This is a genomic window from Archangium violaceum (genome assembly GCF_016887565.1).
GTDB classification, from domain to species: Bacteria; Myxococcota; Myxococcia; order Myxococcales; family Myxococcaceae; genus Archangium; species Archangium violaceum_B.
Genome location: NZ_CP069396.1, coordinates 11,649,094 through 11,673,623, shown reverse-complemented (window position 1 = coordinate 11,673,623; position 24,530 = coordinate 11,649,094). Strand labels below are relative to the sequence as shown.

The following is a 24,530-nucleotide window of genomic DNA, read 5'->3' as shown; positions in this document are numbered from 1 at the left end:
TCCGCCGTCTGGATGGCTGTCCCGCTCCGGGACACCTCGCAGGTGGGGTCTCCGAGGTGTCCTCGTTGGTCTCCTTCGTGCAGAGCGCCGGCTCCGTGCGACACGCCTGCCTGCCTGCCCTGCTGATTGTGTGGACCCTCCTCGCCGCGCCGGGCGCGCGCGCCGAGCCGTACGAGGTCGAGCTCTCCATCGACGACGAGACGGACCTGCGCGCGCTGTTCGAGGACGGGGTGCTCTCGCGGGAGGGCTTCGACACGCTGCTGGAGCTGCTGCGCACGGGGGTGGACCTCCGCACGGCCACGCGCGAGGCGCTGTACGCGCTGCCGGGCCTCACCTGGGCGCAGGTGGATGCGCTCCTCGCGTACCGGGCGCGGGTGGAGGGCACCTTCGCGCCGGGGGCGCTGGTGGAGGCCGGGGTGCTCTCCGCGGCGGAGCTCCGCCGGCTGCGGCCCTTCCTGGTGGAAGAGGAGCGCGGGGAGTGGGACGTCTCCGGGCGGCTGCGACTGCTGACGGCGTACGCCGCGGCGGATGCGCTGGTGCCCCCGATGCTCCTCCAGGCCCAGGTCGACGGGCCCCTGGGCCTGCGAGGCGGAGGCGGCGTCTCCCTCTCCAGGCGCCGCCTGGGCCCCGTGCGCCAGGACTCCCGGCGCCGCGTGCTGGTGGCCGAGCTCCCCAGCGTGACGCCCCGAGCGCCGAAGTTTCACGTGCGATGGGAGGGCGCGCATGCCTCGGTGCTGGTGGGCACGTACCGGCTGGGCTTCGGACAGCGGCTCACCCTCGACACCACGGGCCGCCCGGCGCCGGAGGGCTTCGTTGCCGATGAGGGCTTCCTCATGCCCGGCACTCCCGAGAAGCGCTGTGTGCTGTCGGGCACGGGGGCCTGCGTGGGTGAGGATGCCCAGGGCCGCGTCACCCCGGACTTCGGGTGGACGGAGGGCTTTCGCGGGGTGGTGGGCACGGTCCACGGGCAGGTGGAAGGACTGGAGCTGTCCCTCACCGGCTTCGGCTCGCACCAGTCGCGCGACCTCTCCCAGTACGAGCTGTTCGACCGGAAGGACTGCCAGGGCTCGCGGACGGACGGGTGCCGGGCGCCGGAGGTGCTCGCCGTGCTCCCCGGCAAGCAGGTGCCGGGGCCCGCGCACTTCGTCTCGCGCACCCTGCCGGACGTGTTCCACGAGGTGGCCGGGGGCGGCCATGTCTCCCTGGGCGCCTCTCCACGCACGCGGGTGGGCGTGACGGCCTGGGGGGCCTGGCCGGTGTGGGTGGTGGAGGGCGTGGCGCTCGAGTTCCGGGAGAGCGCTCGCTACCCCATGGGCGGAGGTTATGGCGCGGTGGGCGCGGATGCCGCGTGGGGCCTGGGGCCGGTGGACCTCTTCTTCGAGGGCGCGCGGAGCTTCGCGGGCCTTTCCGGACAGCCGCGCGGAGGCTTCGGCGCCGTCCAGCGCACCGTGCTCGGAGACCCGAGCCAGGAGTGGGAGCTGACGCTGCGCTACTACGGACGGGACTTCGACAACCCCTACAGCCGCGCCGTCTCCAGCCCCGACGAGTCCGAGGGCCTGCGCGCGAGCAACGAGTTGGGCGCCCGGCTGCGCTACCTGCACCGCACGGTGGAGGGCGCGTGGCGGCTCTCGGGACGGGTGGACGTGTGGACGCAGCCTCCCGGTGGCGAGGCGCCCGGCGTCTTCCACCTGCGCACCTCCGCCCGGGTGGACTTCGTGGGCGTGTCGGAGCTCCAGCCCTCGGTGTGGGTGGAGCATCGCAACAAGGACCTCGGGCGCAACGGGCCGGAGCTGTGCTTCGAGGGCAATGACGGAACGCTGTCCACCGGAGAGCCGATTGCGTGCGCGGGCGAGCAATACCGCGTCGCGGGCCGGGTGCGGCTCGAGGCCTCCGAGGCGCTGACGCTCGCCGTGCAGTACCAGCACACGCTGGTGGGCAGTCGCCGTCAGCCCAGGGGCTTCCGGAAGGATGGGCGTGCCGTGCTGGAGGCCCTCTTCCGGCCGCTGCCGGCCCTGCGCCTGCACGGGCGCGCGAGCTGGCAGGACGAGGACCTGTCCGAGAACACCCGGCTGACGCAGGCGCTGCGCACCTCGCTGGAGGTGGCCTGGGCGGTCCTGCCCGGGTGGAGCGCGCGTGGGCGCTACGAGCTCGGTCTGGACCTGAAGTCCCCGGTGGGCTCGCTCACGCCCCCCGAGCCGCCACAGCACCTCTTCCGTCTGGAGTTGGAGAGCCGTTTCTGAGTCTGGAGTCGACCATGGAGAAACACGTTGTCTTGTCTGGTGTCGTCCTGGCCCTGGCGCTCGTGGGCAGCGCCTGTGGTTTGTCTTTCGATGAAGTGGAGCCCGACTGCGAGGGATGGAGGCCCGGAGATGTCGTCATCACCGAGTTGCTGCCGGACCCCGCGGGTGCGGACACCGGGCAGGAGTGGATGGAGCTCCACAACCCGGGAAGCTCGGCGGTGGACCTGAAGGGGCTGCTGCTCTACGCGGCGCGCGTGGATGGCTCGCAGGAGCGGGCGTACCTCTTCGAGGAGTCCATGCTGGTGGAGGCGAGGGGCTATGGGGTGCTCGGGGACGTGCGTGTCGAGCAGTTGCCGGTTCATGTGAACCACTCGTATGGCGACACGCTCGGCTCCCTGGGCAACACGGGTGGACTCATCGGCCTGCGCTGTGGGGACGTCGTCGTGGACGAGGTGCGATACGCCGGGCCGATCCGCTCGGGCGTGGCACGCATCTACGACGGGAGGCTCGTGCCGGATGCGCTCGACAACGACGACACGAGCCACTGGTGTGATGCGCCCGCGCCCGGCACGGGCAGTGGCCCACGGGCGAGCCCTGGGACCGCGAACCCTCCCTGTGCGAATCCGCTCGGAGGCGCGGATGGGGGTGTGTCTGCCGATGCGGGGGTGATCGCGGATGCCGGTGTGCCCGGGGACACGTGTCAGTCACCAGGGACGAGCCTACTCCGGAGCGTGTCGCGCCCCGGCCCCGGTGACCTGGTCATCACCGAGGTCATGGCCGATCCGAAGGCCGTGGCGGATGCTCAGGGCGAGTGGGTGGAGGTGCATGCCCTGCGCGATGTGGACCTCAATGGCGTGCTGCTCTCGGACGAGAGCGGTGGGGGGACCCCGCTCAATGACAAGCAGTGCCTGGAGGTGAGGGGAGGGACTCCCGTGGTGCTCGCGCGGAGCAGGGAGCCCTCGACCAACGGTGGGGTGCGGCCCGTGTTGGCGACCTTCTCCTTCGGCTTGAGCAACAGCGCGGGAACACATGCGCTGCGCTTGTCCCTGAATGGAGGGCTGCTCGATGAAGTGACCTGGACGGGCGCCGCGCTCCCTGGTGTGTCCAGGCAGCTCGACCCCGCGCGGAAGGACGCCCTGCGCAACGATGTGGCGGGGAGCTTCTGCTCGACACCGGAGGGCGTTCTCTACAACGCGGTGGATCGGGGCACTCCCGGTGCGGAGAATCGTCCATGCGCGCCGTGAACGGCTGGCGGGTGCTCGTGGTGGTGCTCGGGTGCGTGCTCATCGTCCTGTGCGCGTGCGGCTCGGAGTCCGCCTGTGGCCCGAGCGCTGGCGTGGTGTCGAGGGTCGTGGACGGTGACACCGTGGTGCTCCAGAGCGGCGAGCGCGTGCGCTACCTGCTCGTGGACACTCCGGAGAGCACGGGCGGCAAGCACGAGTGTTTCGGCGCCGAGTCCCGTGACTTCAACCGCTCGCTCGTCGAGGGGCGCGTCGTGCGGTTGCGGTACGGAGAGGCGTGTACGGACCGCTACGGGCGGCTGCTCGCGTACGTGAGCGTGGATGGGCACGAGGTGAACGCACTGCTCGCCGAACAGGGCTATGCCTGTGTCCTCTACATCGCTCCGGCGGGCGAGTCGCGGCGCTCGGAGTTCCAATCCCTGGAGTCCTCGGCCCGGCGGGCCGGGCGCGGAATGTGGGGTGAGTGCTCCGCCGTGCCGTGTGAGAAGTAGGGCTCGAGAGCTCCGCTCGCCCAAGGGCACGCGGATGGACGGCAATCAATGCGACAGCAGGGCGTCGAGCCCGGGTGTCTGACGGGACAGCGCGGCGAGCTGGGCCTGGGAGAGCCGGAGGCCGAGCAGCTCCTGCTTCAGGTCTCCCCGCAGCAACTCGGGGTAGCTCGCCGCCGACTCGGACACGTCCTCTCCGCGGGCGCGTGCGCTCGCCAGTGCCGCGCGGAGATGGAAGGCCATCAGGAAGCGGGCGAGCTTCTCCACCCGCTCCTGCTCGAGGCCGAGCTCGCCCCCGAGCCGCTGCGCGACCTGCCGCGCCGCTCCGTCATCGAGCCTCAGGGCCCGCCGGGCAGGGGGGATGGCCGTGGCCTCGGAGCTCCCCGCCCGCGGCGGCGCGACACCCGGAGAGGCGGTGCCCTCCGGGTCGCGCGTCTCTCCGGGTGCAACGGGTCCACGTCGTCCGGCGCCCGCCTCCAGCGAGGCCAGGCGCGCCTCCAGTCGGTAGATGTGCAGTCCGAGCAGGCCTCCCACGGCGAGGAGCGCGACGGAAGCCAGTGTCCAGACGTGACGTGGATTCATCCGGGTTCCTCCGACTCAGTTACCGGCCAGGAAGTCGATCTGCAGGTACTGCCCCCAGTCCGCGCCCAGGTGGTGCGGGTCGGTCCGCGTCACTACGAGGTCGAAGCCCGTCTCCGTCACGTTGCGGGTCGTGACGTTGAACGTGTCGGTGCAGTTCCAGCAGCCGCTGCGCGGCGTGACGATGACCGTCGGCGGCGAGGAGAACGCGCTCGGGAACGCGAGCGACCAGGTGTAGTTGCACTGGATGATGGGGAAGCCGTCGCACCGGCCGGGCGGGTTGAGCACGAGGGAGCCCATCTGCACGCGCTGGAGCAGGGTGCCACCGCCCACCCGGAGGGAGCCCACGCTGGCCAGCCCGCTGATCCACATCCGGGCGTTCTGCTGCGTGGAGGCCTGGTTCTGGATGTAGTTGCCGCTGCCGCCCGGGACGTCCCCGCCGGTGAGCGGGCTGCTCGCCCACCCGCTCCCGGTGCTGCGCAGCACGTTGCCCGCCGCGCCCGGAGAGGCCAGGCCGGTGCCGCCGCGCGCGGGCGGCAGCACTCCGCTCACGTCTTTGTCCAGGGACACCGGGCCCCAGGAAGGCGTGGTGCCACCGTGCAGCACTTGCGCCGGAGCGCCCGGGGCGAGCGCGTTCCACTTCGAGCCATTGGAGTAGAGGAGCTGTCCCGCCGCGCCCGGTGCGGGAGGGAGCCGTGTGTCCGAGCCCTCCGTCACCGTGCCCGGGCCCGTTCCGAACACCACCGAGAAGGTGGCCGGGCTCTGGCCGTCATAAGGGCCGCCCTGGAGTCCGGCTCCCGCCGTCAGGGGCGAGGTCGTGGTGGGCTCCCACTGGCTCCCGTCGAAGCGGAGCTCCTGCCCGGTCGTGGGCAGGGTGCTGGAGACCCGGACGCTCTGGATGGCCACCACCTTGGTGGAGCCCTGGGGACCGACCACGTCACCGGTCAGCTCACCCGTGAACCCGAGCGCCTTCTCCGCGTACCGCGCCCAGGCCGCGCTGGCCACGGGCATGAATCGCTGGTCCGTGAGCTTCACGTAGTCGTCGCGCTTGCGCAGGTAGAGCACCACGCGCAGGTCCGGCGCCGTCAGGACGTTGTGCTCTCCCGGCGTGAGGTAGCGCTGCTCGAAGTCCTCCGAGTGGTTGTTGCCATCGGCGTAGACGATGATTTCGCCGTCGAGGCCGTGGGTGGCGTAGAAGCGGCCGAACTCCGAGAACAGGAGCGTGCCCGAGTCCTCTTCACCGGCCGTGCCGCCGCTGCGCCAGTCGAGACGGCCCTCGAACCAGCCCGAGAGGAGCCTGCAATCCTGCGTCGCCTGCCTGGCTGCTCTCTGCTGTTGGATGTCGTCCTTCAGTGGGCACTGGATGCGAAGGCTGATGGCGCGTGGATTGGACTCCGAGCGAGCCACCGCGGGCAGGGCCAACAACGCACATGTGGTGAGAAGGGGGAGCTTCGAGGGCATGACGTCTCTACCTCCGGGGGACCACCAGTCCGCGAGGACGGACCGACGCGAAGGTGGAGAGCGCGTCCAGGCCAGACAAGGGAGGCATTGGAGACACGTCGAGCGCGATTAACAGAACACGACCGTTGGCTGTCCCGAGATGGCGGGGGGCGCGGTATGACGCGGAGTCCGGTCCGCACGGATGGAGGAGGGTGCTGCGTGTTCGAGCTCGAACAGGTGTCCAGACGCTTCGGCGACACGCAGGCGCTGTACCCGCTCGACCTACGTGTACCCGCGGGGCGCACGACCGTGCTCCTCGGGCCGAGCGGTTGTGGCAAGTCCACCGTGCTGCGCTTGATGAATGGTCTGCTCCGGCCCGACACGGGCCGCGTCCTCTTCCGGGGCCAGCCCCTGCGTGACGAGGACCTGCTCGCCGTGCGCCAGCGCATCGGCTACGCGCTCCAGGGAGGCGGCCTCTTCCCGCACCTCACCGCCGAGGGCAACACCACCCTCATGGCGCGCTACCTGAAGTGGCCCGGGGAGCGCATCCGCGCACGGCTGCACGAGCTCGTCGAGCTCACCCGTTTTCCACCGGACGCCCTCGACCGCTACCCCGGCCAGCTCTCCGGTGGTCAGCGCCAGCGCGTCAGCCTCATGCGCGCCCTGCTGCTCGACCCGGACGTGCTCCTGCTCGACGAGCCGCTCGGCGCGCTCGACCCGATGATCCGTTACGATCTCCAGGGCGACCTGCGAGACATCTTCGCCCGGCTCGGCAAGACGGTGGTGCTCGTCACCCATGACCTGGGGGAGGGGGCCTTCCTCGGCGACCACGTGGTGCTGATGCGCGAGGGCCGTATCGTCCAGCAGGGCCCGCTCGCGGACTTGGAGCGCGCTCCCGCCGACCCCTTCGTCACCCGTTTCTTCCAGGCCCAGCGCCTGCCCTTCGGGGGCCACCACGAATGAGGGCCCTCGCCGCCAGCCTGTTCCTGGTGCTCGTCGCGTGCTCCGGCGCGTCGTCGGAGGAGCCTCCCGTGCGCGTGGGCTCCAAGAAGTTCACCGAGTCCGTCATCCTCGGGGACATGGTGACGCAGCTCGCCCGGAGCACCGGCGCGAGGGCCGAGCACCGGCGAGAGCTCGGTGGCACCCAGGTGCTCTGGCAGGCCCTGCGCCGGGGGGAGATCGACGTCTATCCCGAGTACACCGGCACCCTGCGCCAGGAGATCTTCGCCGGCCGCCCGCTGCCCGATGACGAGGCCCTGCGCCAGGCGCTCGCCGCCGAGGGCCTGCGCATGAGCGCGCCCCTGGGCTTCAATGACACCTATGCGCTCGGCATGAAGGAGGCCGAGGCCGAGCGTCTGGGCATCCGGACCCTCTCCGACCTGCGCGAGCACCCGGAGCTGCGCTTCGGTTTCAGCAACGAGTTCATGGACCGGGGCGATGGCTGGCCCTCCCTGCGCTCGCGCTACGCGCTGCCCCAGCGGGACGTGCGCGGGCTCGACCATGACCTGGCCTACCGGGGTCTGGAGAGCGGCGCCATCCAGGTGACGGACCTGTACTCCACCGACGCGGAGATCCAGTACTACGGCCTGCGCGTCCTGGAGGATGACCTGAAGCACTTCCCCGCGTACGACGCCGTGCTCGTCTTCCGCGCCGACCTGGCGGGGCGCGCCCCCGAGGTGGTGGCCGCGTTCGGGCGGTTGGAGGGCCGCATCTCCGAGCGGGAGATGGTGGAGCTGAACGCGCGGGCGAAGCTCCAGCGCGTCCCCGAGCGGCAGGTGGCCGCCACGTTCCTGGAGCGCGAGCTGGGGCTGGTGGTGACGGTGCGAGGGGAGGGGTGGAGCGCGAGCCTGTGGCGGCATACGCGCGAGCACCTGTTCCTCGTGGGCCTGTCCCTGCTCGCGGCGATCGTGGTGGCGGTGCCCCTGGGCGTGCTGGTGGCGAGGCGGCCGAGGCTGGGGCAGGGCGTGCTCGCGCTGGCCGGCATCATCCAGACGGTGCCGTCGTTGGCGCTGCTCGTGTTCATGATTCCGCTGCTGGGCATCGGCTCGCGGCCAGCCATCGTGGCGCTGTTCCTCTACAGCCTGCTGCCCATCATCCGGAACACCGCGGCGGGGCTCTCCGGCATTCCACCCGAGGTGCGCGAGTCCGCCGAGGCGCTCGGCCTGCCATCCGGCGCGCGGCTGCGCCTGGTGGAGCTGCCCATGGCCGCGCCCTCCATCCTCGCGGGCATCCAGACGTCCGCCGTCATCAACGTGGGCACCGCGACACTGGGGGCCCTCATCGGCGCCGGGGGGTACGGGCAGCCCATCCTCACCGGCATTCGATTGGATGACATTCATCTCATCCTCCAGGGCGCGGTGCCGGCGGCGGGGCTCGCCCTGCTGGTCAATGGCTTGTTCGAGTTTGTTTCACGGCTCGTGGTTCCGCGCGGACTTCGACTCTAGGATTGTGCGGCGTGAGACTCGCGGCATCGTCGCTCCGCGAAGTGAAGGTGGGAAAGGCATACCTTGCTCGCCTCCCACAGCAACGGAGAAGCGATGACCATGGAACCGCACAATCGGTCTACCTCCGCACTCGTGATGGCCAGCGTGCTCTTCTGTCTCGGGCCTGCCGCCTGGGCGAGTGTTCCCACCAGCGGCACCCTGCATGCGGAGAGGGATTGCGAGGCCTTCGTCTCGAAGAAGAAGAAGAGCAACCCGGACAAGGCGCACCTCGAGCCCGGCGATGCCTATGTCATCCTGGAGGTGAACCGTCCCAATCAGCCCGATTGGATCCGGGTGCGTGTGGAGGATGCCAATCCCCCGGAGCGGTGGGTGGAGGCCAACTGCGGAAGGCAGTCGGTGAGCGCGGCGACGCCCGTGGACGACGGTCAGCCGGAGCCCGAGACCCCCATTGATCCGGACGACCCTTCCCTCTGCAGCACCGCCGGACTGCAGGACAGCTTCAAGCTGGCTCTCAGCTGGCAGCCGGCCTTCTGCGAGAGCCACCGCAGCAAGAAGGAGTGCGCCGTCAACTTCCCCGCCACCTTCCAGTCCGCGGGCAACTTCACCCTGCACGGCCTCTGGCCCAACCGGGAGTCGTGCGGCATCAACTATGGCAACTGTGAGCACAGGCGGAAGCCGCGCGAGTTCTGCGACTACCCCGACCTCGGGCTGAATCCAGAGGTCGCCAAACAGTTGAGCCAGGTGATGCCCGGCACCGCTTCCTGCCTGGAGCGCCACGAGTGGTTCAAGCATGGCACCTGCCAGGTGGACTGGGACATGGACCAGTATTACGAGGTGGCCATGGATCTCGTCCGCCAGTTCAACGGCGCGGGCATCAGCAAGTACATGGCCGCGAACATGGGCAAGCAGGTCTCGATGGAAGACTTCCTGCAGCAGGTGGACAACGGCCTGGGCCCCGAGGCTCGCGATCGGCTGCAATTGAGCTGCTCCGGAGGGAAATTGACCGATGTCCTCATCTCCCTGCCGGCCCAGATCGAGCCGGGCGCCAGCCTGGGCGAGATGGTCAGGAGGGCCCCGCCGGACTTCCGCAGCAAGTGCCCCTCCCGTTTCACCATCGACGCGGTGGGCTTCTCCCGCTGAGCCCTCGTCTACACCCCGTGCCGGGCCCGCTTCCGCCGGGCCGCGGCCATCATGGCCAATCCCAGCACCAGCAGCGGCACCCCGAGCACCACCGGCCACAGCCACAGCGGAGGTCCGGCCTGCACCACCGCGCGCAGCTCCGTTCCCTTCGCCTGCTCGTCCGCCAGGTCCACCAGGGCGTACTTCCACTCCACGGTGTCCTTCTTCTCGCCGAGCGTGCCGTTCGTCTCGGTGATGAGGGGCCCGTGCACACGCACGGTGAGGAAGTGGTTGCCCAGCAGCGCCTGGGCCAGTGACTTTCCCAGCTCCTCGCCCGGGTCCCTCGAGGGCTTCCTCGCGCTGTCCGGTGTACCGGACTGGCCCTGGTCCTCGCCGAGCCGCTGGACGAAGACGTACTCCCCGAAGCCACGGCGCTCGATGCGGAAGGCGATGTTCGCATTCCCCTGCTTCGCCGAGGCGCTGTGCTCCATCGCCCGCTTCTGCAGCTCGCCCAGCCGGGTGGCGTCCTTCACCGTCAGGTCATACACGAAGTGCTGCTGCCCGGCCTGCTCGTACTCCCGGAACTCGAACTTCGTCACATCCGGGTCCTTCTTCAGCTCGGCCTCGGTGGCCTGCACCTCCGCGCGCAGCTGCTCGAGCGGATCCGTCCCCTTGGCCCGCGCGAGGTCGAGGAGCGACTTCGGCAGGGACACGTCGAACACCGCGCGCGCCGAGCCGTCGGGGAGGATCCAGATCTCCTGGAGCAGGTCGAAGCAGCCGGTGAGCGTGAGCAGCACCAGCGGCGCGAGCAGCCACTTCAGGCGCGGGGCGGAGCGGGCGGAGTTCGAGGCCATGAGGTGGCATTATTACTTCGCCGCCTCGTACATCCGCATCCAGGCGTTGATGTCGTAGTCCTTGCTCGGATCCAGATACGCGCCCGTCTCCTGGGTGCCCCAGGGCGGCGGCTTCATCGTGGACGGCTGGCTCGTGTACGCCCAGCGGTACAGATCCACCGCCTGCTGGGGGGTGACCTTCCCGTCCTTCAGCGCGTTGCCGAGCATCACTCCGAAGTAGCCGCTGCGCACGTCACCCGGGTTGGTGGTCTTGTCGTCGATGTGCTCGACGGCCGCGTTGCCCACCGCGGGAATGCCCTGGGTCGAGCTGCCGACGGCCAGGAACTCCGCGAAGTGGTGGGTGACGGTGCTGCTCGAGGCGGTGTCGGTGATGTTCGGGTTGAACCCACCAGCCGCGTTGTTGAGGTCGCCGTCCAGCTCCTTGAAGGTCGTCTCCAGGAGCGAACCCGCCGGGATGTTGCCTCCGCCGAGCGCCTTGCGGGCGGTCTCGTGGTAGCCCGCGTTCTCCGGCTCGTTGAAGGCGAAGTGCACCAGGTGGGCGAACTTCTTCCCGTCGTTGCCGGCGATGTCCGCCGCGGACTGCATGACGTTCGTCATGTACTGCGAGGGGCTGAGTGAGCCCGCCTTCACGGCCTCGAGCTGCTTCACGGTGGCGAGGAACATCCGCCGCTCCTCCGGGGACGACAGGTTTCGGATGTGGGCTTCCTGTTCCGGGGTGAGTTTCTCGCTCCGGAGGGTGTTGAGCCGGTCGATCAGCTCGGCGTCGTTGGGCACGCGAAGCGACTCGATGCGCGCCGGCAGCAGGCCCTTGGCGCTGGCCTGGCGCATCACGTCCTCCAGGCCGTTGAAGGGCATGTCGCTGGAGCGCGGCCCCCAGGCCGGACCCTGGTTGATGCCATTCTCGAAGAAGCGCGTGCGCTCGCCCTCCGTCATGCGGCCCACGTACTCATGCAGGTAGCGCCCGCTCTTGTCTCCGGCGATCGCCTCTCCGGCCGCGCGCGCCCACAGGCCCGCGTCACGGCCGGTGCCCAGGGCCTTGCCTGGCGTCATGGTGGCGTCCAGGAAGCCGCGCCGCATCTCGTCCGCGCCGGGCGCGGAGGCGGAGGAGCCCAGCACCTGCGAGACGGTGAGCGCGGTGTTCACGTCTCGCGCCGCCTGCTCGCCGAACATCCGCTGCTCGGCCACGGAGAACTGGCCCGAGGAGAAGGCGGTCCCCAGGCTGCGAGCCGCCACGTCGAGGTCCGCCCGCGTCTCCGCGGCCCGTCCCGCGTTCTCCAGCATCCGGGCCGTGTTGGCCGGACCGAGTGCCTTGTACATGTCCGCGAGGAAGGCGGGGTCGTTCTTGTGCTGCTCCACCGTCCGGAGGAAGTCGCTCCCCCGGATGCTCTCCCACTCCGCGGTGGGGTAGTTGTTCTGCTCGAGCAGGCGCGCGGCGGCCTCCGTGCCGTTGCGTGCCTCCTCCGCCCGGCCGTTCGGATCCACCTGCTGGGGGGCACCCGTGCGCGGGGCGGACAGGGCCTGGGGCTGGGCCCGTGTCGTGGGCTCGTAGGCGTCCGCCTGGTGGAGTGGGGGGGTCCGCGTCTCCGTTCGTGCCGGGGTGACCTGGTTCCGGGTGCTGTCCTGGGTCTTCACCTCGGACTTCGCCTCGGGCTTCGCCTCCGCGGGCTGCCGATGCTGGATGCCCTCGGACTTCCGGTTCGTTCCATTGATCGCCATGGCGTCACGTCCTCCCCTGTCGAGCCGCCGCCCGGATTTCACAGGCGTCCTCCCATTATCGCGTATTTCAGGCCCGGTGTTGCCAGCCGTCCTCGCGAAGAGGGGGACCCGCCGGGCGCGGTTTGCACGAACTGGTCTGACAGTCGGACCAGTTCGCGCGGAGCGCGCCCGGGAGGGGAGGGCTCAGGACGTGAGCGCCGCGTGGGCCGCGGCCAGCCGCGCGATGGGCACGCGGTACGGCGAGCAGGACACGTAGTCGAGCCCGATGCGGTGGCAGAAGGCGATCGTCTTCGGGTCCCCTCCGTGCTCGCCGCAGATGCCCACGTCCAGCTTCGGCCGCGTCTTCCGGCCGAGCTTCACCCCCATCTCCATGAGCGCGCCCACGCCCCGCTGGTCCAAGGTGGCGAAGGGGTTCTCCGGGAGGATGCGCTTCTGGAGGTACTCGCTCAGGAAGCCCGTCTCCGCGTCGTCGCGCGAGATGCCGTACGTCGTCTGCGTGAGGTCGTTCGTCCCGAAGGAGAAGAACTCCGCTTCCTGGGCGATCTGGTCCGCGGTGAGCGCCGCCCGGGGGATCTCGATCATCGTCCCGAACTGGTACGCCACCTCCAGGCCCTGCTCCTTCATCACGTCGCGGGCCTCGGCCTCGAGCAGCTCCTTCTCCACCCGCAGCTCGTTGCTGTGCGCGATGAGCGGAATCATCACCTTCGGGAAGACGCGCACGCCCTCCCGGGTGCACTGGCAGGCCGCCTCGAAGATGGCCCGCACCTGCATGCGCACGAGCGCCGGCAGGTGGATGCCCAGCCGCACCCCGCGCAGCCCCAGCATGGGGTTGGTCTCGCGCATCGACTCCACCGCCTCCAGCAGGCGGCGCTTCTGGACGAGCCTGGCCTCCAGTCCCGCCGCCTCGGGCTTGTCCTTCAACAACTCCAGCCGTGTCTCCAGCTCCGTGACGTCGTGCAGCAGCTCGTCATGGTTGGGGAGGAACTCGTGCAGGGGCGGGTCGATGAGCCGGATGGTGACGGGCAGGCCGTCCATCGCCCGGAACAGGCCGAGGAAGTCCTCCCGCTGGAAGGGCAGCAGCCACGCCAGGGTCTCGGCGCGCTCCTCGTCCGTGCGGGCGAGGATCATCTGCTGCACGCGTGGCAGGCGCTCCGTCTCGAAGAACATGTGCTCGGTGCGGCACAGCCCGATGCCCTCCGCGCCCAGCTCCCGCGCCAGCTTCGCGTCGCGCGGGTAGTCCGCGTTCGCGTACACGCCCAGCTCGCGGAACTCGTCGGCCCACTTCAGCAGCTCGAGCAGGTGCGGGTCCGACAGGTCCGGGATGACCGTCTCCAGCCGGCCCGCGAAGACCTCGCCCGTGGTGCCGTCGATGGAGACGGTGTCCCCCTCGCGCAGCACGCGCCCGGCCACCGTGAGCTGCCGTTTCTCGCAGTCCACCTCCATCTCCGAGACGCCCACCACCGCGGGCTTGCCGAACTGCCGCGCCACCAGCGCCGCGTGGCTGGTCCGCCCGCCCCGGCTGGTGAGGATGCCCCGGGCCGCCAGCATGCCGTGCACGTCGTCCGGCTTCGTCTCCGGCCGCACCATGATGACGGCCTTCTTCTCCTCCTTGCTCCAGCGCTCGGCGGTGTCGGCGTCGAGGGCCACCACGCCGCTGGCGGCGCCGGGCGAGACGTTCAGCCCCGTGGCGAGCAGATCCCCCCGCTCCCGGGCCGCCTTCACCTCGGCGGACGAGAAGCGCGGGTGCAGGAAGAAGTCCACCTGCTCCGGCTTCACCCGCAGGACCGCCTCCTTCCGGGTGATGCGCCGCTCCCGGACCAGCTCCACCGCGATGCGCACCGCGGCCTGCGCCGTCCTCTTGGCGTCCCGCGTCTGCAGCATCCACAGCTTGCCCCGCTCGATGGTGAACTCGACGTCCTGCACGTCCCGGAAGTGCCGCTCCAGCTTCTGGCAGATGCGCTCGAGCTGGGCGTGGAGCTTCGGGTGCTGCTCCTTCAGGGCGGCGATGCGCAGGGTGGGGCGCGTCCCCGACACCACGTCCTCTCCCTGGGCGTTGGCCAGGTAGTCGCCCTCCATCTCCCGCTCGCCCGTGGACACGTTGCGCGTCGTCACCACGCCCGTGCCCGAGTCCTCGCCCCGGTTGCCGAACACCATGGTGACGATGTTGACGGCCGTGCCCAGGTCATGCGCGATGCCGGCCGCGTTGCGGTAGTCCACCGCGCGCTTGCCATTCCAACTGCGGAAGACCGCCTCGGTGGCCAGCCGGAGCTGCTCGAGGGGCTCCTTCGGGAAGTCGCGGCCGGACTTCTCGCGCACGATGCGCTGGAAGGCCTGGGTGATGGCCTTCAGGTCCTCGGCGGGCAGGGCCGCGTCGTTCTGGATGCCGCGCTGGCGCCGGTACTCCTCCAGCACGTGCTCGAAGGGCTCGTGGGGCAACCCGAGCACGACGGTGCCGAACATCTGCACCAGCCGGCGGTAGGCGTCGTAGACGAAGCGTGCATCCCCCGTCTCGGCGACGAGCCCCTCGGCGACCTCGTCGTTCAGCCCGATGTTGAGCAGCGTGTCCATCATCCCGGGCATGGAGAACTTCGCGCCCGAGCGGCAGGAGACGAGCAGCGCGTTCCCCGGGTCTCCGAGCGTGCGGCCCATCCTTTTCTCCAACGTCCGCAGGGCCGCCAGCTCCTGCTCCCACAGGCCCTCGGGGAATTGGTTGCCCTCGGCCTGGAAGGCGTTGCACGCCCGGGTGGTCACGATGAAGCCGGGGGGCACGGGCAGCCCGATGCGGGTCATCTCCGCCAGGTTGGCCCCCTTGCCGCCGAGCAGGTCCTTCATGTCCCCTCGGCCCTCGTCGAAGAGGTACACCCACTTCTCCCGAGAGGCTGTGCGGGAACGGGCAGGGGGGCGGGCGAGCCGGGGCCGAGAGGGCGCGCGAGGGCGGGTCTTGCGGAGCGGAGTCTTCCGGGCGCGAGTGGGCATGGTGAAAGCTGGGTTCCAGGCGATCGGACGCGCAAGAGGCGCCCGCTCGGATGCGCCTCGGCGCAGGTGACCGCTCTCCCACCTGTCACAACCCCCGCTCCCCGACGTCTTGAGCATCGAGCGGCCTGGGTGCCGTGTGCGGGGCCCTCTTCCGGGGCTCCAGGTCAAGGCACGCCATGGGAGAGGGAGAGGTCAACGTCGAGTCGCTCGTCCGGCGGCGCCGGGCCGTCAATCTGATCTCCACCCTGCTGGGATTGGGCCCCACGGTATTCCTGCTCGGCCTGATGCTCGGGCTCACCGGCGAGCAGATGTGGAAGCTGCTGGGAATGCATGTCTTGGTGGCGCTCGGGCTCTACCGGCTGGTGCTCGCCATGCCCCTCCAGGTCCGGCTCATGCGGCTGGCGTTGGAGCCGCGGCCGGGAGAACCCCCGGGGCCCCGGCTCGCGCGCATCCTGGAACTGCCCCAGCAGCTGCACCTGCTCCACCTGGGACTCATCACCGTCATGCAGGTGGCGGCCTGCTTCGTGTACTGCTGGTATTTCGAGCGCCCGATGCTGCTGGCCCTTCCGTGCGCCGCCGTGCAGGTGGTGCTGATGGCCTTCGTGCTCGTCCACCATCTGCAAGGGGTGGAGGACACCCTGCTCCCCCAGGCGGTGGAGGAGTTCCACCGCGCTCCCTCGGTGCGGCCCGCGCCCCGTCCCCTGCTGTGGCGCAGGCTGCGCTGGTTCCTGCCCTACATCTCGGGCCTCACGCTCGCCTGTGCCCTGGCGGTGCCCGGCGGCATCCTCTGGAGCAAGGGCCGAGGCGCGCTCGGGCAGCTCGAGCTCGAGCTGACGCTGGCGGTGATGGGCCTCTTCTTCGGGGGAGTCGGCATCCTGTCCACCTGGAGGATCGCCCGGCAGATCGACCGGGGCGCGCGGCGGCTCCAGCTCTCCCTCGAACAGGCGGCGACCGGCGACTACCAGCCCCCGGCGTGGATCTCCACCGACGAGCTGGGACGCCTGGCCATCGTCACCACCCGCGCCCTGCTGGGGCTCAACGAGCTGGCGCGGCGGCTGCGTGAGTCCGGCCAGCAGCTCCAGCTGTCCGCGGAGGAGCTGGGGCGCAGTCAGGAGGAGCAGCGCGAGAAGCTGGAGGGCCAGGTCACCGCGCTCGAGAACACCCGCGCCCATGCCCAGGGGCTGCTGAAGACCTCCGAGCTGTCGGTGCACAAGGCGGAGGCGGTGATCGGCCTGGCCGAGAAGGCCAGCGCCTCCCGTCAGTCCGGACTGGCCGCCGTCCATCAGGGCATCGCCAGCCTCGCCGTGCTCCAGGACGAGTCCGGGCAGCTGCTGGCCCGCCTGCGCTCGCTCGAGGAGTCGACCGGACAGCTCGAGGACCTCACGGGGCGGGTGCAGGGGCTGCTCATCCAGTCCCGCCAGCTCGCGCTCAACGCCTCCATCGAGTCCGCGGGCTCCGGGATCCTGGCCCGGGACTTCTCCAACGTGGCCCTGCAGTCCCGGCTCCTCGCGGAGCGCTCCCTCGCGGCGACCCGGCAGGTGCACGTGGACCTCCAGGACATGCGCGGCGCCCTGCGCGAGGCGGTGCGCACGACGCAGCAGGGCGCCGCCAGCGTCGCCAGGGACATGCGGCAGGTGCGGGAGGCGGGAGAGGCCCTGGGGATGATCGCCACGTCCGCCGAGGAGAGCGCCGAGGCGGCCCGCACCATCGCCGGTGTGCTCGGCGAGCAGAACGAGGGCATCGCCCGGCTCTCCCAGGCCGTCTCCGGCCTCCTGGAGGTGGCGGGCAGGGTCTCCCACCAGGCCCGCGACTCCTCCGAGGTCACCCTGGAGGTGCGGGAGCTGGCCGGGAAGGTCATCGCGTCGGTGCGCGAGCAGGGAGCCGCCGTCGATGCCGGCCCCGTGCCCGGGGGCGAGGCGGAGCGCTCCCTGCTCGTGCGGGGCCTCGTGCGCGTCCAGCTCTTCACCTTGCTGCTCTGGGTGGGGCCGAGCACCTGGCTGATGTGGCTGCTGCTGGGGCTGGAGCCGAAGTACGCCACGGAAGCGGCGGTGACGGGGCTCATCCCGCTCCTGCTGGTGTGTGGCGCGCTGCTGCCCGTGCGCATGGCCCGGCGGTTGACGAACTGGGCCCTGGAGTCTCCCCCTGGCTCGAGCCCCGAGTCGCGGCTGCGGCGCATGTTGGAGCTGCCCCGGCGTCAGGGCGTCTCGCAGATTCTCGTGCTCGCCGCGGCCAGCCTGGTGGGCGCGTGGGTGTGCTGTGTGCTGTACGGAGGCGAAACGTGGCGTGCCCTTCCGTGTGCGCTCATGTCCCTGCTGGTGGCCGCCTTCGCCAGCGTGCCGGAGATGCTGCGCATGGAGGACGCCGTGCGGCCCCTGGCCGCGAGGAGGTTCCTCGGCAACCCGGAGGTGGAGCTCCCCGGGAGCTGGCCCTTCTGGCGCTCGCTGGACTGGTACCTGCCGTACCTGATGGGGCTGTCGGCCATCTGTGCCCTGTCGACGATGGCCGTCGTGCTGGGGTGTTCCCGGAGCGAGGCCGCCCTGCGGTTGACGGCCCTGGCCGTGGAGTCCAAGTGGGAGCTCGCGGTGATGGGCACGTTGCTGGTGCTGCAGGCGGGACGGATCGCCCGGCGGATGGCGTTGCAGCTCGCCCGGGGCACCCTCGAGCTGGAGACCTCGCTGGTGAGCATCGCGGACATGGCGGGCAGCGCCGACACGGCGAGCCTCGCGGGCAGGGAGCCGCCCCTGCCCCGGTGGGTCTCCACCGATGAGATTGGCATCCTGTCACTGGCCACGGCCCCCATCTTCAAGGAGCTGGGGCGGCTGACGCGGGAGGTGGTGGAGGACAACGCGCGGCTCGAGCAGGCCTCCGAGAAGCTGGGCTCCTCGCGTTCGAGACAGGCCGAGGGTTTCGCGCGGCAGGCGGAGGCGGTGGCGGAGGCGGACGCCACCATGAGGGAGGTGAAGAGGACGTCCTCGATGGCGGCGTTCCAGGCGGCCGCGGTGCTGGAGCGGGCCGAGCGCAGCGAGACCTTCCGCCGCGTGGGAGAGGCGGCCATCGCCGAGGGGCAGCGGGGACTGGTGGCCCTGCAGCAGCACCAGCGGGAGATGGAGGGGCGGCTGGACGCGCTGGCGAAGCACGCGGGCCGCGTCAGTGCCGCCACGGCCCTGCTGCGGCAGCTCGCGTCGGAGTGCGACGTGCTGGCGCTCAACGCCTCCATCCAGGCCATGCAGGCCGGGGACGCGGGCCGCGTCTTCTCGGTCATCGCCCGGGAGCTGCGGGGGCTGGCGGAGAGCTCCAGCCAGACCACGCGCGAGGCGGAGCCCCTGCTCAAGGGCATCACCCGCGAGACACGGGCCCTGGCCGAGGCGGTGCGCGAGCGGGGAGGGCGGCTGGGGGAAGGGCTGGCGCAGGCGCACCGGCTCTCCGAGGAGCTGCGCCAGCTGTCCGCGCTGGTGGAGGAGTACCGCGGCGCCGCCCGGCAGATCGCCGCGGCCATCCACCAGCAGAATGCCGCCATCGACGAGGTGCTGCGGGAGATGACCGAGGTGGACCGGGCGAGGGAGGCGCTGACTCGAGGGCTGGCGGCCTCGCCCCACCTGCGCGACAGCGTGGGGCGGAGGCTCGTGCCTTCCGCACCCGCCGGCTACTTGCCCTTGGCGTAGTCGCGGTTGGCGATGACGCCCTGCACCTCGGCGAGCGCGCGAGCCCCCGAGGCGGACTCCAGCGCCTTCTCGGCGATGGCCTGGACCTGACGCTTGGCCTCGGCCAGCTCGGTCTGGAGCGTCTGCAGGGCCTGCGCCTGCTTGCCATTGGTCTCCTTGAGCGAGGCGATCTCCATGCTCGCCACCCGCTGCGCCGTCTCCGCGTCCTTCTGCGCGAGGGTGAACTTCACCTCCCACTCGCCCTTCACCCGGTTGCCGGCGATGGCCGCCGCCGTGTCCGTCTCCTTCTTCAGCACGAGCGGGAAGTCCGACACCTGCCGGCGCAGATCCTCCAGCTCCTTCTCGCGCAGCTTCAGGGCCTCCTCGCGGGTCGCCCACTCCTTGCGCAGCTTCTCCTCTCGCTCACGCTCGACGGCGGCCTGCTGGCGCATGTGCTCGGCGAAGGTGTCCTGCTCCTTCTTGCGCTGCAGTTGGATGTCGTACTGGTACTCCTCCTCGGCCCGCTTGCGCGCCAGCTCGGAAGCCTCCCGCTCCGCGGCCAGGTCCGTGGCGAACTTCGCGCGGGTGTCGGCGATCTCCTTCTGCAGCCGCTCCATCTCCGCCTGGAGCTCCGCCTTCTTCCTGTCGTACTCGGTGACGAGCACGTCGAGCGCGCTGGCGGCGACGTCCTTGCCGTGCAGCACCGAGAGCTCCTCGTTCTTGAGGTGGATGGCCTCGTCGAGCTGCTTGAGCTCCTCGACGAGGGCGATCACCTGCTCGTTGATGCCGGCGAGGGTCTTGTTGATGGTGAGGCCGGCCTCGGTGACCTTCTTGACGGCGGACTCGGCGGTGAGGCCGGAGACATCCGTGAGCACGTTGCGGGCGTGGGCCTGACGTGCCTCCTGCTCCTTGGCGGGGACCACGGGCTTGTTGCGGGTCTTCCGGGCCAGCTCCTCGAAGGCGGTCTTGGTCTGCTCGGTGGAACGGCTGCGGGCGGTATTGCGGTTGGCCATGACGGGATGCTCCAGGTTGGATGGGGGGCCGCGATGGATCGGGCCCGGTGGTGGCGTGTGAAGTCCTGGCCCCCTCTCGGGCGGCCATGAGCAAGGAATACCCAATGGGTCTGACATGGCCGGGGCCCGGAACAGGCTCCCGGAGGTCGTTTCAGGGGCGGCCTCCGAGGGTGACCTGGGATGTCAGACCCCCCTCTCCCGGAGGCGGAGTCACAACGAGGAGCGCTCCCGCGTCTTCCTGCTCAAACCCATACACGCCCAGGGCGAAGGGTCGAATCGTGGAGACACTCAAGAAAGGCAGCAGGGGAGCGGAAGTCAGCCAATTGCAATCGCTCCTGAACGGCGTCTTGAAGCCGAGCCCGCAGCTGCCCGTGGACGGAGACTTCGGACAGAAGACCCATGAGGCCGTGGTCCGGTTCCAGAAGACCCGGCACCTCACCGCGGACGGGGTGGTGGGCGCCAAGACCTGGGCGGCGCTGGGCCAACCGTCCTTGGCTTCGGCTCCGAAGCAGGCGGCGCTCGCGGCCCCGGCAGCGCGGTCCGCGGGCGGGGCGGACGCGCCGTGGATGGACATCGCCTTCGGGGAGGAGGGCCAGCGCGAGGAGGATGGGGCGGCGCGGAACAACAGCCGCATCGTCGAGTACCACGGTGCGACGAGCCTCCGCGCCAAGGACGACGAGACGCCCTGGTGCTCCTCGTTCGTCAACTGGGTCATGAAGGAGGCGGGATACACCGGGACGAACAACGCGCTGGCCAAGAGCTGGCTGGATTGGGGCGAGACCCTGGACTCGCCGCGCTACGGGGCCATCACCGTCATCAAGCGCAAGGGCGCCCAGCGCGACGCCGCCACGGGCTCCTCGACGGGGTACCACGTCGCGTTCTATGTCGACTCGACTTCGACCCACATCGAGCTGCTGGGGGGCAATCAGGGCGACTCCGTGAAGAGGTCGAAGTTCTCGCTCGGCTCCTACGAGGTCTGCGGCTACCGCTGGCCGCGCTGAAGCCCGGCGGATGGGGCGGGAAGAGACTCGCGGCCCCAGGTGTTTCATCCGGTCCGGTTGCCCCACGGCGGCTCATGCGCTGGTGGGAGCCCGGAGCTCGGAGAGTCTCGATGGGCCAGGCCCGGAACGGTCGTTCGGAGTGGTTCGAGTTGTCGGAAGAGGGGTGGAGGCGCTCCAACCGCGCCCGGCCCCTCGGTCAGCTCGTTCGCGAGGCGTTGCAGAACGCGTTCGACCAGCGGGCGCGCCGGGTGAAGGTGCGCCTGGAGGAGGACGAGGTCCGCATCGAGGACGATGCACCCGCCGGGCTCGCGCGTGACGAGTTCGCCTTCACCGTCTTCCTCGGGGAGAAGGACACGCCGCCCACGTGGCGCGGGCGCAAGGGCCGGGGCTTGAAGGAGATGATCGCCTCGAGCGATCGCGCCGAGGTGGAGACGGTGGGGCGCACGCTCGTCTTCGACGACACCGGGCGCCACGTGAAGCCCAACACGCGCCTGGTGGGCACGTGCCTGCGGCTCTTCCGCCGCACGAGCGCCAGCGAGCGCGAGGCCGCCGTCCAGCTGCTGCGTCTCACCCTCCCGCCGCCGGGGGTCGAGCTGATCATCAATGGCCGCACGGTGCGGATGCCGCGGGTCAAGGAGTCGCTGGAGGACTGCCTGCTGGAGACGGTGGAGCTGCACCGCGGGGTGGAGCGGTACGTCGAGCGGGCCACGCGGGTGGACCTCTACCACCCGCGCCCCGGTGAGACGCCACACCTCTTCGAGCTGGGATTGCCGGTGGAGCCGCACCACCTCCCGTGGCACGTCGACGTGCAGCAGCGCATTCCCCTGGCGGCCGAGCGCGATGCCGCGAGGGACCCCTACAAGCGCATCCTGGCGGCCATCCTCCTCGAATCGCTGGCGCCCGAGCTGAGCCGCCAGGAGCTGTCGGGCGCCTGGGTGACGGAGGTGCTCTCGCACTTCACCCTCGGCCCGGAGGCGCTCGAGGCCTACGTGGAGAAGGTGCTGCCGGCGCGGGCGGTGCTGTCGGTGGGGCCGCGGGCGGATGACCGGGCACGCCAGCTCGGGGCGAAGGTGGTGGACCTGCGGGGGATGCCGCTCACGGCGCTGGAGCAGCTCGAGACGGTGGTGGAGTCCGCGGACGCGTACGTGGAGCGGATGGAGGGCCCGCCGCGCGACGTCCTGGTGCATCCCGGTGCGCGCGCCGAGCGCTTCGTGGGGCTGGTGCGCTGCCTGTCGCGAGAGCTCATCGGGCGGGAGGTGCGCGTGGAGTTCTTCGAACGCAAGGTGCGAGACCCGAGCGCCCACGTGGACGCGGAGTACGACCGGGAGCGCCGTGTACTGCGGGTGAACATGCGGGGACAGGTGCGGCTGGATGATCCGCTGGAGTCACGGACGCTTGGCATCGTCCTGCATGAGCTGGCACACGAGGCGGGTGAAGAGCACGACTTCGCCTTCATCGACAGGCTGGAGGGCTTCGCCGGCAAGGCCCTGCGCTGTCTGGTGGACCAGCCCGACCTCCTGGCTCCCTACGCGAGCCCGAAGAAGCGGGCGGGGTGAGGGGGGCCTTCTCCCGGCGTGGGTTCCATCCGGCCTATAGTCGAGGGACCAGAGGAGTCGGGATGAAGCTCATATCGAATAGTGCCATCGTGACGGGAGCAGCGCAGGGTATCGGAATGGGGATTGCCTCGCGGCTGATGCAGGAAGGGACCCATGTCCTCATCTTCGGTCAGACCCAGGCGAAGGTGGAGGCCACGTCCGAGGCGCTCAACCGGGCCATGGAGGGGCGCGCGCGAGCGGTGCCGTTCACCGGGGACGTGCGCCGCGCGGAGGACGTGACCCGAGCCATCGAGGTCGCCACGCGCGAGCTGGGCCTGCCGGGCATCCTGGTGAACAACGCGGGGACCGCCACGCTCTCGCCCCTGGTCGACCTGGCCGAGGAGGACTTCGACCGGGTGCTGGCCGTGAACCTGAAGGGTCCCTTCCTGTTCATGAAGGCCTTCGCGCGCGCGCTCGTCGAGGCGAAGAAGCCCGGAGCCGTGGTCAACATCTCCTCCCTGAACCAGATGGCGGTGACGGATGGGCTCGGCCACTACTGTGCCTCCAAGGCGGGGCTGGCGAACCTCTCGAAGGTCGCCGCTGCGGAGCTCGGGCGTCATGGCATCCGGGTGAACGTGGTGGCGCCGGGCGCCATCCGTACGCCGCTCGCCGATGGGGCCGGGATGATCTCCGGGAACATGGAGCGGGAGTTCCTCGCCCGGACGCCGCTGGGCAAGCCGTGTGGCCAGCCCTCGGACGTCGCGGGCGCGGTGTGCTTCCTGTGCAGCGAGGACGCCTCGTGGATCACCGGTGAGACGATCTCCGTGGATGGTGGCAATCACATCCGCGGCCTGCACAGCTACCTGGACGTGATGCGCGCCGAGGGGAAGTAGGACCCGGGCGCGGGCGGCCGGGATGGGCTGCATCCCGGCCGCTCACTCACTAGAGCGGTCCTTCCGGTACCTGTCCCTCGAGGAGCGCGACTCGCTGCTGGGCGGAGAACGGCTGCTGGAACAGATGGCCGTCCTGCTGGCGTGAGCGGAACAGCGTCAGGATGAAGCGCATGCGCTGCGTCAGGTCGGTCCAGTCATGGGCCGCCGTGTGCGGCGCGAACCCGAACTTTTCCCCCACGCCGTGGACCGCCTTCTGGATGCGCTCCACGAGCCCCAGCCCGAAAGCGTTCTCCTCGAGAACGCCGTATTGCGCCAGCACGGAGCACAGCTCGGGTTGGGTGGGGTTCTTCAGGACTTCAGGGAACAGGGAATGGCCAGGAGCGGCCATCAGGTCGAACCCCAGGCGAAGCACGCTGTCGGGCAGCTTGAGCGTCATCAGCGCGGCCGTGGAGAAGTCCCGGAACAGCCGTTCGACTCCATCGGCGAATGGAGGCAGCAGGCGATCCATCAGGACGTGCGCCTTGCCCCGGAGGTCCTGGTCGGCGACGCGCTCGAGCAACGCGTTGTGGTTCGCGTTGTAGATGAGATCGCTCCAGGGGGCATTCATCGAGCCCTCGAGGTAGGGCTGGAGCCGTGTCTGCTCATGCAGACCGATTTCTCCATTGGCGAGCAGGATGAGCTGCGCCTTCTCGCTGGAGTCGGTCGTGTGCATGGCCCGGTAGTAGTTGGCCATGGCGCTCTTGAGCAGGCCCTGGCCGCCCCGCTGGGTGATGTTCAGGTCCCCACTGCTGGCATCGACCGTGACCTGGTCGGGACGCACGGGGCCATCGGGATAGCGCGCGAGGAAGTCCCGGAGCTTGCGCTCGTCCGGCTTCGTGTCTCCCGAGAACTCCTGGACGAACGCCGTGAGGAGCCTCGCCACCTCCTCGAAGACGATCCTGTTGCCCTGGATGAGGTAACGGCTGACATCCTCGAGGATGCACGATGCGAGGCTTTGCAGGCCGCCGAGAATATCGAGGGACACACCCGGATGTGTCTCACGGAGTGACGCGTTCAGGCGCCGCGAGGACTCGTGGAGCCAATCCGAGCTCAGCAGCATCTGCCGGAACATCGCCGGGAGCTCCTCACCGCGGATGAAGCCTCCCACCGACTTCGACGACCAGGCGGCCATGGTGGGCCACGTGATGTTCTCGCGACCGAGCAGGCGAGCCATGGCATCCGACAGTTCCGCGTACGCCTGGGTGATGAGCAGGTTGCGAAGGATGGGCTTGCTGTCGAGTGCGACGATCCGGTCGACGTCGATCAGCAGGACTTTTTCTTGAAGCAACGTGAAACCCCCACTTTGGAGCC

At 70.2% G+C, this 24,530-nt stretch carries 17 protein-coding genes; 10 read left to right on the top strand and 7 right to left on the bottom strand.

The window, feature by feature from the left end:
* Positions 1-56 precede the first annotated feature (56 nt).
* Genes JRI60_RS46500 through JRI60_RS46490 form a run of 3 tightly spaced genes read left to right on the top strand, consistent with a single transcriptional unit; the run spans position 57 to position 3,972 of the window.
* A complete protein-coding gene (locus tag JRI60_RS46500; protein WP_239470126.1) occupies positions 57-2,240 on the top strand; it encodes a hypothetical protein in 2,184 nt (727 codons plus the stop codon).
* A 14-nt stretch (positions 2,241-2,254) separates the two neighbouring features.
* Positions 2,255-3,484, top strand: a complete 1,230-nt coding sequence (locus JRI60_RS46495; RefSeq protein ID WP_204222516.1) for a lamin tail domain-containing protein — start codon at positions 2,255-2,257, stop codon at positions 3,482-3,484.
* Positions 3,472-3,972, top strand: a complete 501-nt coding sequence (locus JRI60_RS46490; protein ID WP_204222515.1) for a thermonuclease family protein — start codon at positions 3,472-3,474, stop codon at positions 3,970-3,972. The genes JRI60_RS46495 and JRI60_RS46490 overlap by 13 nt, the downstream gene beginning before the upstream one ends.
* A 45-nt stretch (positions 3,973-4,017) precedes the next feature.
* On the opposite strand, the gene JRI60_RS46485 is transcribed toward JRI60_RS46490, so the two are convergent.
* Positions 4,018-4,551, bottom strand: coding sequence for a hypothetical protein (locus tag JRI60_RS46485; RefSeq protein ID WP_204222514.1), 534 nt, complete (start codon positions 4,549-4,551; stop codon positions 4,018-4,020).
* 15 nt (positions 4,552-4,566) lie between these two features.
* Complete coding sequence (locus JRI60_RS46480; protein WP_204222513.1) at positions 4,567-6,009, bottom strand: H-type lectin domain-containing protein; 1,443 nt, start codon at positions 6,007-6,009, stop codon at positions 4,567-4,569.
* Between the two features lie 198 nt (positions 6,010-6,207).
* Here JRI60_RS46480 and JRI60_RS46475 point away from each other — a divergent pair, with 198 nt between their 5' ends.
* The 3 genes from JRI60_RS46475 (at position 6,208) to JRI60_RS46465 (ending at position 9,572) form a co-directional block, all read left to right on the top strand.
* Positions 6,208-6,951 carry an ATP-binding cassette domain-containing protein gene (locus tag JRI60_RS46475; protein WP_204222512.1) on the top strand — a complete coding sequence of 248 codons (744 nt, stop codon included), beginning with the start codon at positions 6,208-6,210 and terminating at the stop codon, positions 6,949-6,951.
* On the top strand, positions 6,948-8,432 hold the full coding sequence (locus tag JRI60_RS46470) for a glycine betaine ABC transporter substrate-binding protein (RefSeq protein WP_204222511.1): 1,485 nt from the start codon (positions 6,948-6,950) through the stop codon (positions 8,430-8,432). The genes JRI60_RS46475 and JRI60_RS46470 overlap by 4 nt, the downstream gene beginning before the upstream one ends.
* A 99-nt stretch (positions 8,433-8,531) precedes the next feature.
* Entirely contained in the window at positions 8,532-9,572 is a 1,041-nt protein-coding gene (locus JRI60_RS46465) for a ribonuclease T2 family protein (protein ID WP_204222510.1), read from the top strand.
* An 8-nt stretch (positions 9,573-9,580) separates the two neighbouring features.
* On the opposite strand, the gene JRI60_RS46460 is transcribed toward JRI60_RS46465, so the two are convergent.
* The 3 genes from JRI60_RS46460 to ppdK form a co-directional block, all read right to left on the bottom strand.
* Positions 9,581-10,405, bottom strand: coding sequence for a hypothetical protein (locus JRI60_RS46460; protein WP_204222509.1), 825 nt, complete (start codon positions 10,403-10,405; stop codon positions 9,581-9,583).
* Positions 10,406-10,417: 12 nt separating this feature from the next.
* Complete coding sequence (locus JRI60_RS46455) at positions 10,418-12,121, bottom strand: hypothetical protein (protein ID WP_204222508.1); 1,704 nt, start codon at positions 12,119-12,121, stop codon at positions 10,418-10,420.
* 183 nt (positions 12,122-12,304) lie between these two features.
* Positions 12,305-14,983: a pyruvate, phosphate dikinase gene (gene ppdK, locus JRI60_RS46450; protein ID WP_239470125.1), complete on the bottom strand. Its 2,679-nt coding sequence runs from the start codon at positions 14,981-14,983 to the stop codon at positions 12,305-12,307.
* 290 nt (positions 14,984-15,273) lie between these two features.
* On the opposite strand from ppdK, the gene JRI60_RS46445 reads away from it, so the two are divergent.
* On the top strand, positions 15,274-18,759 hold the full coding sequence (locus tag JRI60_RS46445; RefSeq protein WP_204222506.1) for a methyl-accepting chemotaxis protein: 3,486 nt from the start codon (positions 15,274-15,276) through the stop codon (positions 18,757-18,759).
* On the opposite strand, the gene JRI60_RS54850 is transcribed toward JRI60_RS46445, so the two are convergent.
* Positions 18,741-19,751, bottom strand: coding sequence for a kinetoplast-associated protein (locus JRI60_RS54850; RefSeq protein ID WP_204222505.1), 1,011 nt, complete (start codon positions 19,749-19,751; stop codon positions 18,741-18,743). The two genes, JRI60_RS46445 and JRI60_RS54850, sit on opposite strands and share 19 nt — an antisense overlap.
* 323 nt (positions 19,752-20,074) lie before the next feature.
* On the opposite strand from JRI60_RS54850, the gene JRI60_RS46435 reads away from it, so the two are divergent.
* From JRI60_RS46435 to JRI60_RS46425, 3 genes are all read left to right on the top strand, one after another.
* A complete protein-coding gene (locus JRI60_RS46435; protein WP_204222504.1) occupies positions 20,075-20,752 on the top strand; it encodes a TIGR02594 family protein in 678 nt (225 codons plus the stop codon).
* Positions 20,753-20,862: 110 nt separating this feature from the next.
* Positions 20,863-22,308 carry an ATP-binding protein gene (locus tag JRI60_RS46430; protein WP_204222503.1) on the top strand — a complete coding sequence of 482 codons (1,446 nt, stop codon included), beginning with the start codon at positions 20,863-20,865 and terminating at the stop codon, positions 22,306-22,308.
* A 62-nt stretch (positions 22,309-22,370) separates the two neighbouring features.
* On the top strand, positions 22,371-23,180 hold the full coding sequence (locus JRI60_RS46425; RefSeq protein WP_204222502.1) for an SDR family NAD(P)-dependent oxidoreductase: 810 nt from the start codon (positions 22,371-22,373) through the stop codon (positions 23,178-23,180).
* A gap of 49 nt (positions 23,181-23,229) precedes the next feature.
* Here JRI60_RS46425 and JRI60_RS46420 read toward each other — a convergent pair whose 3' ends face one another.
* Complete coding sequence (locus JRI60_RS46420) at positions 23,230-24,507, bottom strand: hypothetical protein (protein ID WP_204222501.1); 1,278 nt, start codon at positions 24,505-24,507, stop codon at positions 23,230-23,232.
* Positions 24,508-24,530 lie beyond the last annotated feature (23 nt).